Annotated in this window: 12 protein-coding genes; 7 read left to right on the top strand and 5 right to left on the bottom strand. The window is 51.6% G+C overall.

Annotated features, from left to right (window positions below; translation table 11 throughout):
- Positions 1 to 10: 10 nt before the first annotated feature.
- Positions 11 to 481 carry a GspH/FimT family pseudopilin gene (locus K1Y77_RS14345; RefSeq protein ID WP_264429141.1) on the bottom strand — a complete coding sequence of 157 codons (471 nt, stop codon included), beginning with the start codon at positions 479 to 481 and terminating at the stop codon, positions 11 to 13.
- A 401-nt stretch (positions 482 to 882) separates the two neighbouring features.
- Here K1Y77_RS14345 and katG point away from each other — a divergent pair, with 401 nt between their 5' ends.
- Positions 883 to 3,036 carry a catalase/peroxidase HPI gene (gene katG / locus K1Y77_RS14340; RefSeq protein WP_264429139.1) on the top strand — a complete coding sequence of 718 codons (2,154 nt, stop codon included), beginning with the start codon at positions 883 to 885 and terminating at the stop codon, positions 3,034 to 3,036.
- Between the two features lie 195 nt (positions 3,037 to 3,231).
- The gene (locus K1Y77_RS14335; RefSeq protein ID WP_264429137.1) at positions 3,232 to 5,256 is read left to right on the top strand and encodes a PhoX family protein; all 2,025 of its coding nucleotides are present in this window, start codon (positions 3,232 to 3,234) and stop codon (positions 5,254 to 5,256) included.
- 67 nt (positions 5,257 to 5,323) lie between these two features.
- On the opposite strand, the gene K1Y77_RS14330 is transcribed toward K1Y77_RS14335, so the two are convergent.
- Genes K1Y77_RS14330 through K1Y77_RS14320 form a run of 3 tightly spaced genes read right to left on the bottom strand, consistent with a single transcriptional unit; the run spans position 5,324 to position 7,703 of the window.
- Positions 5,324 to 6,253 (bottom strand): 5-oxoprolinase subunit C family protein, encoded by a 930-nt coding sequence (locus tag K1Y77_RS14330; protein WP_264429135.1) that lies wholly within the window; start codon positions 6,251 to 6,253, stop codon positions 5,324 to 5,326.
- Positions 6,250 to 6,954, bottom strand: a complete 705-nt coding sequence (gene pxpB / locus K1Y77_RS14325) for a 5-oxoprolinase subunit PxpB (RefSeq protein WP_030070658.1) — start codon at positions 6,952 to 6,954, stop codon at positions 6,250 to 6,252. Before pxpB ends, K1Y77_RS14330 begins: the two co-directional genes overlap by 4 nt.
- Positions 6,951 to 7,703: a 5-oxoprolinase subunit PxpA gene (locus tag K1Y77_RS14320; RefSeq protein ID WP_264429134.1), complete on the bottom strand. Its 753-nt coding sequence runs from the start codon at positions 7,701 to 7,703 to the stop codon at positions 6,951 to 6,953. Before K1Y77_RS14320 ends, pxpB begins: the two co-directional genes overlap by 4 nt.
- Positions 7,704 to 8,142: 439 nt before the next feature.
- Here K1Y77_RS14320 and K1Y77_RS14315 point away from each other — a divergent pair, with 439 nt between their 5' ends.
- The 5 genes from K1Y77_RS14315 to K1Y77_RS14295 all read left to right on the top strand — a co-directional run bounded on the left by K1Y77_RS14315 (position 8,143) and on the right by K1Y77_RS14295 (position 12,399).
- Positions 8,143 to 8,343, top strand: coding sequence for a hypothetical protein (locus K1Y77_RS14315; protein WP_030070654.1), 201 nt, complete (start codon positions 8,143 to 8,145; stop codon positions 8,341 to 8,343).
- A gap of 8 nt (positions 8,344 to 8,351) precedes the next feature.
- Positions 8,352 to 9,341, top strand: coding sequence for a LysR family transcriptional regulator (locus K1Y77_RS14310; protein ID WP_264017575.1), 990 nt, complete (start codon positions 8,352 to 8,354; stop codon positions 9,339 to 9,341).
- Between the two features lie 32 nt (positions 9,342 to 9,373).
- Positions 9,374 to 10,363 carry a TRAP transporter substrate-binding protein gene (locus K1Y77_RS14305; protein ID WP_030070651.1) on the top strand — a complete coding sequence of 330 codons (990 nt, stop codon included), beginning with the start codon at positions 9,374 to 9,376 and terminating at the stop codon, positions 10,361 to 10,363.
- 144 nt (positions 10,364 to 10,507) lie between these two features.
- Positions 10,508 to 11,071, top strand: a complete 564-nt coding sequence (locus K1Y77_RS14300) for a TRAP transporter small permease (protein WP_264017576.1) — start codon at positions 10,508 to 10,510, stop codon at positions 11,069 to 11,071.
- 23 nt (positions 11,072 to 11,094) lie between these two features.
- Positions 11,095 to 12,399: a TRAP transporter large permease gene (locus tag K1Y77_RS14295; RefSeq protein ID WP_030070649.1), complete on the top strand. Its 1,305-nt coding sequence runs from the start codon at positions 11,095 to 11,097 to the stop codon at positions 12,397 to 12,399.
- A 29-nt stretch (positions 12,400 to 12,428) separates the two neighbouring features.
- On the opposite strand, the gene K1Y77_RS14290 is transcribed toward K1Y77_RS14295, so the two are convergent.
- On the bottom strand, positions 12,429 to 13,961 hold the full coding sequence (locus K1Y77_RS14290) for a GGDEF domain-containing protein (protein ID WP_030070647.1): 1,533 nt from the start codon (positions 13,959 to 13,961) through the stop codon (positions 12,429 to 12,431).
- Positions 13,962 to 14,006 lie beyond the last annotated feature (45 nt).

Here is a 14,006-nt window from a genome sequence, read left to right as displayed (position 1 = left end):
CGATGTTAGGTCAATCACAAGCTTGACGACGCGATAACACGCGAGAGATACCGCTTGGCTCTACCCGAATACAGCGGCCTAGTTCCTCTAGTGCTATTGATACGTCCTGTGAAACAAAGTCTGTTGTAGCAAGACGACCTTGGCTGTTAAAGGTGAACGATTCAGGTGCACCGTTAACTGATATATCGGGCTGGGTCTGTGACCATGTACGCAGTTGGGTTGTATCATCAGTCACCTCCCAGCCCGCACTCCAGCCGTCGGCTACTGGCTGTAAGCGAATAGATTGATTGCGTCTGACGGCTTCACTGCGCGCGTAACTTAAAGCAATTTTGTAGTCGTTGGCCGTTGTTATGACACGATTTTCCTGAATGATACGTGCGAAATTAGGGATGGCGATGGTGGCTAGTGTGGCAAACAGTGCCAGTGCAATGAGCAGCTCTAATAGCGTAAAGCCGCGGCCGGAGTGTTTTGCCGTCACCATGAATTGCTTCTCGGTTGATATCTGTTGCTTTAACGCCTGAGTAAATCCTGTGTATTTAACAAAATATCACAATTCAATTCATCGCCAATTAAAAAATAATCGTCATAAAAGAGCGCTATTTAGTCAGCCGGTATATACGAAAGAGGTCATTAACTGGTACTGATAAATACGTATGGCTATGCTCTTAAGTAGTTACCTTAAAACAAATAGCTAAAAGCTATAAGGTTGGTCGTAAAATGCAAATTGTAGCTATCGTCAATGTGCTTTAAAACAGTATTACGTTGATGACGCATTCTTGACTGTACGCAGTGTAATAATTTGCAGTGCAGTAATACTAAGAAGAGTGCCAACCGTCTATTTCCTTGGCTGGTCCAAGGCAAGAGCAAGAAGGGGAGAGAAATATGAGTGGCAAATGTCCTGTAATGCATGGTGGAAACACCTCTACTGGCACCTCCAACAAAGATTGGTGGCCAGAGGCGCTTAATCTAGACATCCTGCATCAGCATGATCGCAAAACTAACCCGATGGACCCAGATTTTGACTATCGGGAAGAGGTCAAGAAACTCGATTTTGACGCCCTAAAGCAAGATGTTCATGCCTTGATGACCGACAGCCAAGCCTGGTGGCCAGCCGACTGGGGCCATTACGGTGGCTTAATGATTCGCATGGCATGGCACTCTGCGGGCACCTACCGCATTGCTGATGGCCGTGGTGGCGGTGGTACCGGTAGCCAGCGTTTTGCGCCACTGAACTCCTGGCCGGATAACGTCAGCCTTGATAAAGCGCGCCGTTTGCTGTGGCCAATCAAGAAAAAGTACGGTAATAAAATTAGCTGGGCAGACTTGATGATCTTGGCAGGCACCGTGGCTTACGAGTCCATGGGGCTGCCTGCCTACGGTTTCTCGTTTGGCCGTGAAGATATTTGGCACCCAGAGAAAGACATTTATTGGGGCGCTGAAAAAGAGTGGTTGGCGCCTTCTGACGAGCGCTATGGTGACGTTACCAAGCCGGACACCATGGAAAACCCGCTTGCAGCGGTTCAAATGGGGCTTATTTACGTTAACCCAGAAGGGGTGAACGGTCAGCCTGATCCGCTTATGACGGCAGAGCATGTGCGTCTTACTTTCGCCCGTATGGCGATGAACGACGAAGAAACTGCCGCGCTAACTGCGGGCGGCCACACCGTGGGTAAATGCCATGGTAATGGTGATGCCGGTGCGCTAAGTGCCGAGCCGGAAGCCTCTGATGTCGAAAATCAGGGTTTTGGCTGGAACAATCCGCACATGGACGGTAAAGCGAGCAATGCCGTGACTTCCGGTATTGAAGGCGCTTGGACCACCAACCCAACCAAGTTCGATATGGGTTACTTTGACCTGCTGTTCGGCTACGAGTGGGAGTTGAAGAAAAGTCCTGCCGGTGCCCATCAGTGGGAGCCTATCGATATTAAAGAAGAAGATAAGCCGGTTGATGCAACCGACCCTTCTATTCGTCACAACCCCATCATGACCGATGCGGATATGGCGATGAAGATGGACCCGTCGTACCGTGCCATTTGCGAAAAGTTCATGGCCGATCCTGAGTACTTTAAGCAGACCTTCGCGAAAGCGTGGTTCAAACTGACTCACCGTGATATGGGACCGAAAGCGCGCTATATCGGCCCGGAAGCACCGGCGGAAGATCTGATTTGGCAAGACCCGGTGCCTGCTGGCAGCACCGATTACTGTGAAGAAGTGGTTAAACAGAAAATCGCTGAGAGTGGCCTAAGCATCAGCGACATGGTCAGCACCGCGTGGGATAGCGCGCGCACTTACCGTGGTTCTGATATGCGCGGTGGCGCCAACGGTGCCCGCATTCGCCTAGCACCACAGAAAGACTGGCAGGGCAACGAGCCTGAACGTCTTGCTGATGTGCTTAAGGTGTATGAGCAGATATCTGCTGATACCGGTGCCAGCATTGCCGATGTGATTGTGTTGGCAGGCAGCGTGGCTATCGAAAAAGCGGCTAAAGCCGCGGGCTATGAGGTACACGTACCGTTCCTCAAAGGCCGAGGTGATGCCACTGACGAAATGACCGATGTAGATTCTTTTGAACCCTTGGAGCCGCTTGCCGACGGTTTCCGTAACTGGCAGAAGAAAGACTACATCGTCAAACCTGAAGAGATGTTGCTGGATCGCGCCCAGCTGATGGGCCTGACTGCACCGGAAATGACCGTGCTGCTGGGTGGCATGCGGGTGCTGGGCACCAACTATGGCGGCACCAAGCACGGCGTGTTTACCAACCGTGAAGGCCAGTTGACCAACGATTTCTTCGTTAACCTGACCGATATGGGCAATAGCTGGAAGCCGGTGGGTAACAACGCCTACGAAATCTGCGACCGTGCCACGGGTGCCGTGAAGTGGACCGCTTCGCGTGTTGACCTAGTGTTTGGCTCTAACTCACTGCTGCGCTCTTACGCAGAAGTGTATGCTCAGGACGATAATGGCGAGAAGTTTGTTAAAGACTTCGTCGCTGCCTGGACAAAAGTGATGAACGCAGACCGCTTCGACGTGGCATAAATGTTGAAGTAACCATTACTCTAAGCAACGCCTTGCTTGTTCTAACCCGCATCGAAAAGATGCGGGTTTTTTTTGGTTCGATATAACACGTAAGTTTAACTGCAGTGTCACTTACCGTTCATAAACATTGCTGATTCTTATCTCCTGGATTTGTCGGCGTTAAGCCACAGTGGTTTTTTTAAAGGGAGAGTTCTTATGGCGCAGCGGCATTTTGTTCCAGGTAAGGTTTCAGTAGTTCTCGCAGAAGGTGACGAACCCCTTAGCAACGTCTCTAACAATGCTTATTTTGGCGATGTGCTCGAAAAGCGGTTAACTCGGCGGGGCGTGCTGAAGGGTGGCCTGGCTACGGTGATTGCCGGGTTGATGGCAACCAAACTGCCCTTTAATAATGCCTTTGCAGCACAGGAGGGTGTTTCATCGCCTAGCCTTGGGTTTAAGCCAGTACCGGTCAGCGCGGCAGATAAAGTGGTAGTGCCTGACGGTTATCGTGTACAGAGCTTTATTCCGTGGGGAACGCCGATTAGTGGCGATATGCCTGCTTTTACTCACAATGGCAGTGGCGACGATCAAGCCCAGCAGGTAGGAAGCCATCACGATGGCATGCACTTCTTCCCACTAAACGGCAGTTCCACCGATGGCCTGCTGGTGCTTAACCATGAGTACGTTGAACCGCGCTTTTTACATGCCGCGGCTGCTGGGTTGTCATTAGATCGTAATGGTTTCCCTCAGCATGCGGATGGCAGCCGCGATGCTGACCAAGTCATCAAGGAAATGAATGCCCATGGCATCACGCTGGTACGTGTTCGCCAGGCTGAGAGCGGTGAGTGGGGCGTTGTGCAGGATGCGCTAAACCGCCGTGTGACTGCACAAACGCCGATGCGACTTTCAGGGCCAGTAGCTGAGACTGACCACGTAAAAACACACTACAGCCCTGACGGCACCATGACGCGCGGCACGATTAATAACTGTGCTCATGGCGTTACCCCGTGGAACACCTATTTGGCTGCGGAAGAGAATTGGGCGGGCTACTTCGCCAATACCGATGCTGATATTGACCGCAGGCAAACCCGTTATGGGATAGAAACGCGTGAGACAGGGCGCTACCAATGGCATCGTGCTGATCGCGAAGATGATATGTTTGCCCGTTTTGATGCGAGCAGCAAAGGGGCAAGTGCGACTGACGATTACCGCAACGAGCCGCATACTTTTGGCTGGATGGTTGAAATTGACCCCATGTCGCCGGACGCTGCTCCTGTCAAGCGCACCCATCTTGGGCGCTTTGCCCACGAAGGCGTTATTTTCGCGCCTGCGGTGGAAGGGCAGCCAGTGGTTGCTTACTCAGGGGATGACGCTCGCTTTGAGTACATCTATAAATTTGTTTCTCGTCAGCCGTACCAAGCTGCAACCGCGGATGGCTCACTGTTGGATGAAGGTACCTTATACGTTGCCAAATTTAATGAAGATGGCAGCGGTGAGTGGCTAGCGCTTGCGCCTGGTCAGAACGGTTTGACGCCCGACAATGGTTTTGCAGATCTGGCGGATATCTTAGTCAATACGCGCAGCGCTGCGGATGTTGTCGGTGCCACAAAAATGGACCGCCCTGAATGGGGAGCAGTCGACCCTGTCACTGGGCAGGTATATTTTACCCTGACCAACAACACCCGCCGTGAAGAGGGCGATGAAGACGCTGCCAACCCGCGCGCCAACAATAACTTCGGGCATATTATTCGCTGGCAAGAAGAGGGCAGCCATGCTGGTGAACGCTTCCAGTGGGATCTGTTTGTACTTGGGGGAGACCAAGAAAGCAGTCGTGATCTCGCAGGTAACACCTTAAATGACGACAATATGTTCTGCTGCCCTGACGGTTTATGGATCGACCCTGACCGCCGGGTATGGATACAAACGGACGTCAGCGAGTCGGTAATGAATACCGGTATCTTTGAAGCCTTTGGCAATAACCAGATGTTGGTCGCTAACCCAGAAACAGGCGAAATAAAACGCTTTTTGACTGGGCCAATAGGCCAGGAGATCACCGGCGTAGTGACAACACCTGACCAGCGCACCATGTTTGTTAACGTCCAGCATCCAGGAGCCACGACCCCTGCGGATGACTTTGCCGCTGGCAACTTTATTAGTCACTGGCCTGAGGGGGGAAGCGCTATTCCACGCTCTGCGACGCTGGTGATTACCCGTGAAGATGGCGGTATTGTTGGCGCTTAAGAGTGAGTAACGCCACTGTTAATAAAGGCATCCCGTTGGATGCCTTTTCTATTTTAGGCAGCCTGTTTTATTGCCATACACACATCTGATTCCGATAAGCGACTTGCGCTTGGCTGGCACTGATCGGGCGCAAACGCACCTCTGTTCCTGGTAAGCATTGAGCAAGCAGGGCACAGGCCATGGGTGTAAGTGCACCTAAGCGTGGGTAGCCGCCGATGGTTTGGCGATCATTCATCAAAATAATCGGCTGGCCGTCGGGTGGGATTTGCACGGCGCCAAGTGGAATGCCTTCGGAAATAATGCCGCTCAGTGAGCTGCGCAGCGGTGCTCCAGTGAGACGAATACCCATTCTATCAGCGCGGTTATCTACCGTCCAAGGCTGGTTAAACGCGTTGTACAGACTACGTCCGGCGAAATATGAAGCCTGCGAGCCAAGCACCATGCTGAGTTGGCAGTTTTTTTCCGGCATGGCGGGTTTTGTTCCTTCAGGCATCTCACGCTTGGCGGTAACGCCGCCGTGCCAGATGAGCTGGTCACCGGTTTGCAGCGGTTTGCCATCATCTCTGAGCCCGCCAATTTGCTCGCGGGCAGTGCAAGCGCGGCTGCCCAGTACTTCTGGCACGTCTAACCCTCCCGGAAACGCGAGGTAGGCTCGCAGACCACGGCGGGGCTGGCGGAAAATGAGCGTTTGTCCAGAGCGCAGCAGAAAGCTTGTATTGGTGGCAAGTGGCTGGCCATCGACGGTAGCGCCAAGGTCGGCTCCAGACAGTGCTAGGCGCACCTCTGCATTAGCAACCAAGCTGAGATTACCACCCATCACAATTTCCAGCGCCGCGCAGTCTGGCGCGTTACCGAGTAGCCAGTTTGCCCAGCGAAACGATATCCAGTCGGCGGCACCGCCCTGGGTGACACCCAAATGGCCCACGCCGAATCGTCCGGTATCTTGAATGAGCGCTAGCGGCCCGGCTTGCTTAACGGTCAGCATTGCTTGGCTCATGACCGCTCCTCCATCGGCGTTGTATCGCCTCCTGCTGTTGCGAATTCTTGTTTACTGATTGCTTTGAAGCGCACTTTGTCGCCAGGGCGTAGTAGAGGCTCGCCCCGCTTAGCGTATTCAAACAGCGGTACGGCGGTGCGGCCTAAAATATTCCACCCCCCTGGAGAAAGGAGTGGGTAGATAGCGGTTTGTCGATCGGCAATGCCCACACTGCCTGCCGCGACTTTGCGTCGCGGTGTTTTCAAGCGTGGTGTAGCGATGCCTTCGTCTACCAAGCCCATAAAACCGTAGCCGGGGGCGAAGCCCAGCGCGAATACGCAGTAATCATGGTCGCAGTGACGTTCAATCAAAGCCTCAATGCTGATGCCAGCGCGCTTTGCCACCAGCGGCAGCTCAGGGCCAACGCTTTCGTCGTACCACACAGGTATCTCATGCAGTTGGCCGTTCTGCGACTCAGCGGGCGTTAAGTCGCGTAGGGCATTGCGAATTAGCGTCGTGACGTGGGCAAATGTGAGTTGCTGGCTGTCATAGTGCACCAGCAGCGTGGTGTAAGAGGGAATTAGGTCAATGAGTGCCCCACCCAGCGCCTTGCGTAGGGTTTGATCGGCAGCGATGATCCACGCCATATTGGATTCATCGATAGTATCAAACAAGCGTACCGTTATGGCGTCCATCGCCGCCGTTTCTAAACGCAGTTTCACGCCGACTCCAGCGCTGTAAAGGCATCGCGAATAGCCCGCACGGCAGCGACTGATTCTGGGTTGTCGCCATGCACGCACAAAGTGTCGCAGGGCAGCTGCAGTGTGCTGCCATCGCGGGCAGTCAGCGCCTCGCCTTTGGCAAGTGCTACGGCCTGCGCAACGATAGTGGCTTGATCGTGATGAACCGCACCTTCCAGGCGACGAGAGGCGAGATGGCCGGTTGCTTCATAAGCGCGGTCAGCAAAGGTTTCAAACCACAGGGTAATGCCCATTTTTTTTGCTAACTGACGATGAGGCTCGGGGTCGGCGGTAGCCATTACCATCAGCGGGAGGCTGGCATCATAAGCACGAACTGCAAGCATAACGCCTTCCAGTAGTTCAAGGTTGGCCGCCATATCGTTATACATTGCCCCGTGGGGTTTAATGTAGCTAAGTGCTGTGCCTTCTGCTTGGCAAATAGCGGCTAGCGCACCCACTTGATAGAGCACCATATCTTCCACTTCGGCGGGGGAACAGGCCATCGAGCGGCGGCCGAACCCCATTAAATCGGGGTAGCCTGGATGTGCGCCGATCCGTACCCCATGTTGTACCGCGAGCGCAACGGTGCGACGCATGACATGGGGGTCCGAGGCGTGATAGCCACAGGCAATGTTGGCACAGTCAACGTGAGGCATTACTTCAGCATCTAAGCCAATTGACCAATTACCAAAGCTTTCGCCCATGTCGCAGTTCAACAGTGGGATTGCCATAATGTCTCCTAGCCGTTTTTTTTGAATTTATTAGCTTAACGTAGTGGTTAGCTGCCTATTATTCATAGCAGCAGTAACAAAATTCTGTTTTTAATAATAGAGCGCTAATATTAAATAAGCCGTTGTAAAGTACCGATTATAAATGTCGGCCGACACCATCAGTTGTAACTAATTAGCTTGGTTAGCAGCATGGTTGCTTAAAACCAATATATGAACCTATCTTGTTAAGTTCCAATCGTTTTTACTGATACTGAGTATCGGAGCTTCCTATCATGCTGTTATTTATTGGAAAAATAGTTGACCCTGAGCTTGGTTACGATTATCAAATAAATAAAGCGACTTGATAAAAGATTATAAAAAAGCGCTCACGCCAGCTTTAGAAAATATCTGCAGCAGAAATAATAATCGGCGGTTAGTGAGACGTTTGAAGGAGTGAAACATGCAAATGCCGACCACGGAACAGTTTGTTAGCGTTCAGTGTGCCGCCATAGGTAACACCACCATGCTGGCCTTAAGATTGCATCACAAAGTAATGCGCTCGTTTCACTCAGTGATACATTGCGCTAGAGAGCGCCATAGCGCGCGACGCTACCTGCGTTGTGTGGCAACCTCTGCCGATATTACTGCAACCGTTGGTTAGGCAAATGTATGCTTGATTTCAAAGAGCTAGACGCTTTTGTATGGGCGGTAAAACTGGGCTCTTTTCGCAAGGCTGCCGTACGCCTGCATATTACCCAGCCCTCTATTTCTGAGCGTATCTCACGTTTAGAGAGCACCGTTGGGGAGCTGTTGCTTGAGCGCTCTGCGCGTCCAATTCAGCCGACTATGCGTGGCCGTGAATTCTTTCTGCATGCTGAGCGCATACTGCATCAGCGTGACGAGGCGCTAAAGCTGTTTGATAACGCTGAAACGTTTTCCGCTCCCTTGCGGCTTGGCACTATCGAAACCATTGCCCATAGTTGGTTTCCTGATTTTATTCAGCGCCTTACCGAGCGTTATCCCAAGCTAATTATTGAGCTCACTGTCGACTATTCGCCGGCCCTCAATAATCGGTTGATAGGTAATGAACTCGATATTTTACTGGCCATGAATGGCTACCTAGCCCCAGAGCAAATTGAGTGCGATAGGTTAAGCCCTTATGAAATGGGCATGTTTGTCTCACCTCGCCATGCCGCGTTGCTAAGCGAACGCCCAGACGCTTGGTGTCACGCGTTGCCGTTTATCTCCTTTGGTCGGCAGGCCCGCCCTTATGAAGAATTGGTACGTTATCTTGCTGATATGGGCGTCCAGCAGCCGCGCATCCACAGTGTCAGCACGCTAATGACTATTGCGCGGATGACTATGGAAGGGCTGGGGATTGGCGCGTTACCTGTTGCCACCGTGCTGGATGAGTGGCGCCGGGGTGATCTATACCGTTTAGCGCTCCCCGCCCCTTTGCCGCCGATGAACTATGATGTGATTTGGCGCAGTGCAAACCACCCGCGCTTTTGTCGCAGCGTGGGCCGGATCGCCCAAGAGTGTGCCGCTAACTATGCTAGAGAACGGCGCGCTGACATGGCAAATACATGTTTTACCGGGCGTTGGGTTCAACCTGGCGCGACCCTTGCCACCCCCGAAGTAACACCTCGATTAACCTGAACTCCCATTAATATGAATAAGAGGACGTCCCCATGCATAAACATATAACAACGCCATTACTGCTAGTGACCGCTTGCAGCCTTGCTGCTGCGGCGACCGTTCAGGCGGCTGAGTGGACCATGGCAACGCCTTATGGTGATGCAAGTTTCCATACCCAAAACAACAAACAGTTTGCAGAGGATGTGGCCGAAGCCACTAATGGTGATTTAACCATTACGGTGCATAGCGGTGGTTCTCTGGTTTCTCATGGTGAAATTAAACCGTCGGTGCGCCGCGGCACGATTGATGCTGGCGAAGTTTTTCTCTCCATTCTTTCAAACGATGATCCTATTTTCGAAGTCGATACGTTGCCGGGGGTAGCCGGTAGCTATGAAGATGCCTATGCCTTGTGGGAAGCCACTAAGCCGATGATTACTGAGCTATTTGCCTATGAAGGAATGGTTCCTCTCTATGCTGTCGCTTGGCCCGCCCAGGGAATTTACACTTCTGAGCCGTTAACGGACCCCGATCAGTTTGATGGCTTGCGGGTGCGTGCGCCGAATATTAATACTCAGCGTTTCGTTGATAATTTAGGTGGCAGCCCGACGGAAACTGAGGAGTCTGATATTCCTACTGCATTTAGCACCGGTCGTGTGGATGCCATGATTACGTCCAGTTCTACCGGCAACTCAATGGCTGCCTGGGACTACGTGACCGACTACACCGATGCTAACTTGTGGCTGCCTAAGAACATTGTGTTTATGAGCCAGCGCAGCTTTGACCGTTTAGATGAAGCTACCCAAGATGCCCTAATGGAAGCCGCAGCGCGTGCTGAAGAGCGTGGCTGGCAAATGAGCCGCGAGAATAATGAGGCTAGCCTGGAAACACTGAAAGAAAATGGTATTTCGGTTTCTGAGCCTAATGAAGCGGTTTCTGCTGCACTGCAAGCGGCTGGTGATGAGCTATTTGCCGACTGGGAATCTCGTGCTGACGACGATGCAAAGCAAGCCTTAGAGAGCTATCGCGAACAGCGCGATAACTGAGCCTTAGTATCTGGTCTTAGTATCTAGTCTTAATGACTGGTTTTAATGACTGGTTTTAATGACTGGTTTTAATAACTAATGCTGGCTTTAAGGGCGGCTAATTGTGTCGCCCTTTCCACCCACGCGCTCAATGAGACTGCGAACATGATGTTTAAATTCGACAAACTCTACCGCCTCGGTGCCTGGGGTGCAGCCGCGTGTATGGTGGCTATTTGTGCACTTATCGCACTGCAGGTCACGTTTCGCTTAGTAGATGCGCTGCTGGTTTTGGTTGGCCTTAGCCGACTTGGCGTGAGCATCACCGGCGTGTCTGAGATGGCTTCATATCTGTTAGTAGGCGCCACATTTCTTGGGCTGGCCTACACCTTTGTTCATCATGCCCATATTAGGGTGACGCTACTTATCTCGCGTTTACCTGCTGCAATCCGCGTCTGGTTTGAGGTGTTTGGATTGCTTGTTGCGGTAGTGATCAGCCTTTTGCTGGCCTACGGCTTAATTGGATTAGCCAGGGAAAGCCTTCAATACAACGACGTGTCGTCAGGCTTTTTATCTATTCCCTTGTGGATACCTCAATCAGTATTGATTGTTGGGGTAGGGCTGTTGGCATTGGCGCTGATGGAGGCACTGTGGATAGCGCTGCGCATTGCCATTCGCGACCCTGCGAGCTTCCGTGAAGTGACCGCCATCGACGACAACGAAGCGCATTAAGACGCTACTCGGGAGATACCCTCGTGCTATTACTCAGTTTGGTTACTATTTTTACCCTCGTGGTGCTGTTAGGTAGTGGCGTCTGGATTGCCTTTGCTCTAATTGGCACTGCCTGGGTTGCCCTTCAGTTTTTTAGTCCTTTTGACCCCGGCCCTATTCTTGCCTCGGATTTTTGGGGAGCGAGCTATGGCTGGGATTTAACGGCGTTGCCGATGTTTATCTGGATGGGTGAGATTCTGTTTCGCTCGGGTCTAGCCGACAATATGTTTCGTGGTTTGTCACCTTGGTTAAACCGCCTACCGGGTCGCCTGTTGCATACCAATATCATTGGTAGTGGCATGTTTGCCGCCGTATGTGGCTCTTCGGCAGCGACCTGTGCCACGGTGGGGAAAATGACCCTGCCGGAACTCGAGCGGCGCGGCTATGACAGCAATATGGCCATTGGCACTTTGGCTAGCGCATCGACGCTGGGACTACTCATTCCGCCTTCCATTGTGTTGATTGTATATGGTGTAGTGACTGAGCAGTCCATTACTCGGTTATTTATGGCAGGTATTGGACCAGGGCTGATGATCTTAGCCATGTTCATGACCTATCTCGTGTTGTGGGCTCTGTTGAAAGGTAATCGAAACGGGTTAACCGGTGCTGATGAGTCGGGTATGAGCTTCGTTGAGAAGCTGCGCAATACCTGGTCGCTGGTGCCAATTCTGCTGCTTATTGGCGGTATTATCGTATCGATTTATGGAGGCCTTGCATCACCAACAGAAGCTGCAGCGGTGGGCGTTGTGCTGTCGATGGTTATTGCGCATTTTAATGGCCACTTTAATCGCGACATCTTTACCAGCTCGTTATTTGCCGCCGTGCGTACTGCATGCATGATCGCCTTTATTATTGCCGGTGCGTCATTTCTCACCTCAGCAATGGGTTTTACTCAGGTGCCGATGCAATTGGCACGGGCGATTGGTGAGATGGGGTTATCGCCTACAATGCTGTTAGTAGCTTTAACGCTATTGCTACTGATTATGGGCTGTTTTCTGGATGGTATTTCGCTGATTTTATTAGTGACTGCGATTATCATGCCGGTCATTAGCGCTGCTGGTTTCGATTTGATTTGGTTCGGTATCTATCTTGTGATTGTGGTGGAAATGTCGCAAATCACCCCGCCTGTTGGATTTAATCTATTTGTAATTCAGGGGCTTACAGGAAAAGATATTGTCACTATCACGAAAGCTACGTTGCCGTTCTTTTTACTGATGCTGCTAGCAATTGCCTTTATGCACCTCTTTCCAGAGATTGCGTTATATCTACCAGAGGCAATGAACAGATAATAAAAGAATAACGGTTACTATTGGCATGGCTAATCTTGACCATAAACAGAGATGCCCCGACGGCCAGAGCGTTTGATGAAGTACATGCTTTGGTCGGCGGCATCTATTAGATCGCGTTCATTGCGGAAATTGCCATCACTTAAACACGCAATGCCCATGGAAGCTGTTATATATAGCGCTTCCTGATCTACGGTTAGCATAGGTTGCTCTTTTAAATGCAGTTCAATCCGTTCAGCTAACTGTTTAGCGGCTTGAGATGTTTCATCAGGCAAGATAATTAAAAATTCTTCGCCGCCGTAGCGCCCAGCTAAATCACCTTTTCGAATTAACGACGCCAGCGTTTTACCAAACCGCTCTAAAATCAAGTCACCGGCCTGATGACCATAGCGGTCGTTCAGCACTTTAAAGTGGTCTAAATCAATGAATATGACCGACATAGTGCGGCGTTGCTCGTTACAAAGAGCAAAGCGCTCTTCGAGCTGTTTTTCTAACCAAGCACGGTTAGCAAGCTGGGTAAGTGAGTCAATACGGCTGCGTTTTTCTAATGCAGCGTTGTGCAACTGTAATGTATTCAACTGCTGCTGTTGATCATCTAACCGTGCGGTAAGTGCTAGTGAGTGTTGATAAAGCAAATGTTTGGCTTCTGCTAGCAGTGCATGGCTGTCGATAGACGACGGTGCCGTAAGGTTAAGAATGTCCGTTAATAGGTCTATCTCTTCGGGTAGTCGGTGCAAGAGTGCTTCAATTGCATGTGTTGGCACTGTCTCCGCGATGGCTATCTGTTTTAGTAATAGCGCTAACGACACACTTGGTTCAGGGCTAAGCCAAGCATCAGCGATAGCGCCTGATAAACGTAAGCAAAGAGTCTCCATGTCATCGGTTACAAAGCCATCATGGCTTTGGTAAATAGCCCGCACGATGGGAGAAGGTAGCCCCCACTTCGCGGCTAACCAGGCGCCAATTCGCGTATGATCACTGCCAAAGCAGTGGCGCTCTGCGTTGATTAACTGTGCATGGGACGCTTGGTAATCAGCGTATAGTGTATCTGCTTCGTCAGGATAGGTGGTAATGATTGCCAATATGCCGATGTCTTGTAGTAGGGCAAGTGTGAACGCGCTGCCCACTTTCGTAGGGCAGAGTTGGTTAGCCAGTTTACCTGCCACTACCGCTGCAACAATGGCACGCCGCCATGTTTGAATAACCACGGTTTCTGTCGGCGGCCAGGGCAGTAGTGTGAAGCTCAGTACGGTAGCAAGTGTGGCATCCAGGCCCAGGCGTTGCGTCGCTTCTAAGCTGGTTTGTGCTGGGGGAGCCGAGCGTAGGTAATAGACACTATTAGCGACCGCGATTAGACGTGCTGTTAACCCAGGATCACGTTCAATGACACGCGCATACTCGCCCAGAGGGGCGTGGGGAGAGCGAGCGACTTCGAGTACCTGCAACGCAACGGCAGGTAACGAAGGTAAACTCGCCGTTTGCAGCAGTGCTTCCGTAAGAAAGGCGGGAAGCTCATTGGTGAGCGAAGCATAAAGCGTTTCATCTTCGGCTGAAGGGCCCGTCATGTTATCTCCAAACGTGCTGTCCAACACAGCGATCAGCCACAAGGG

The organism is Halomonas qaidamensis, assembly GCF_025917315.1.
GTDB classification, from domain to species: domain Bacteria; phylum Pseudomonadota; class Gammaproteobacteria; order Pseudomonadales; family Halomonadaceae; genus Vreelandella; species Vreelandella qaidamensis.
Note: the sequence above shows the minus strand (reverse complement) of the source record. Positions and strands in the feature narration are given on the sequence as shown.

What these genes read in the sequence shown, in the direction of transcription:
- K1Y77_RS14345 (WP_264429141.1), bottom strand. Translation starts at nt 481, where the DNA reads ATGGTGACGGCAAAACACTCCGGCCGCGGCTTTACGCTATTAGAGCTG.
- K1Y77_RS14320 (WP_264429134.1), bottom strand. Translation starts at nt 7,703, where the DNA reads ATGGCAATCCCACTGTTGAACTGCGACATGGGCGAAAGCTTTGGTAAT.
- K1Y77_RS14300 (WP_264017576.1), top strand. Translation starts at nt 10,508, where the DNA reads ATGATGTTTAAATTCGACAAACTCTACCGCCTCGGTGCCTGGGGTGCA.
- K1Y77_RS14290 (WP_030070647.1), bottom strand. Translation starts at nt 13,961, where the DNA reads ATGACGGGCCCTTCAGCCGAAGATGAAACGCTTTATGCTTCGCTCACC.
- K1Y77_RS14305 (WP_030070651.1), top strand. Translation starts at nt 9,374, where the DNA reads ATGCATAAACATATAACAACGCCATTACTGCTAGTGACCGCTTGCAGC.
- katG (WP_264429139.1), top strand. Translation starts at nt 883, where the DNA reads ATGAGTGGCAAATGTCCTGTAATGCATGGTGGAAACACCTCTACTGGC.
- K1Y77_RS14335 (WP_264429137.1), top strand. Translation starts at nt 3,232, where the DNA reads ATGGCGCAGCGGCATTTTGTTCCAGGTAAGGTTTCAGTAGTTCTCGCA.
- K1Y77_RS14330 (WP_264429135.1), bottom strand. Translation starts at nt 6,253, where the DNA reads ATGAGCCAAGCAATGCTGACCGTTAAGCAAGCCGGGCCGCTAGCGCTC.
- K1Y77_RS14315 (WP_030070654.1), top strand. Translation starts at nt 8,143, where the DNA reads ATGCAAATGCCGACCACGGAACAGTTTGTTAGCGTTCAGTGTGCCGCC.
- K1Y77_RS14310 (WP_264017575.1), top strand. Translation starts at nt 8,352, where the DNA reads ATGCTTGATTTCAAAGAGCTAGACGCTTTTGTATGGGCGGTAAAACTG.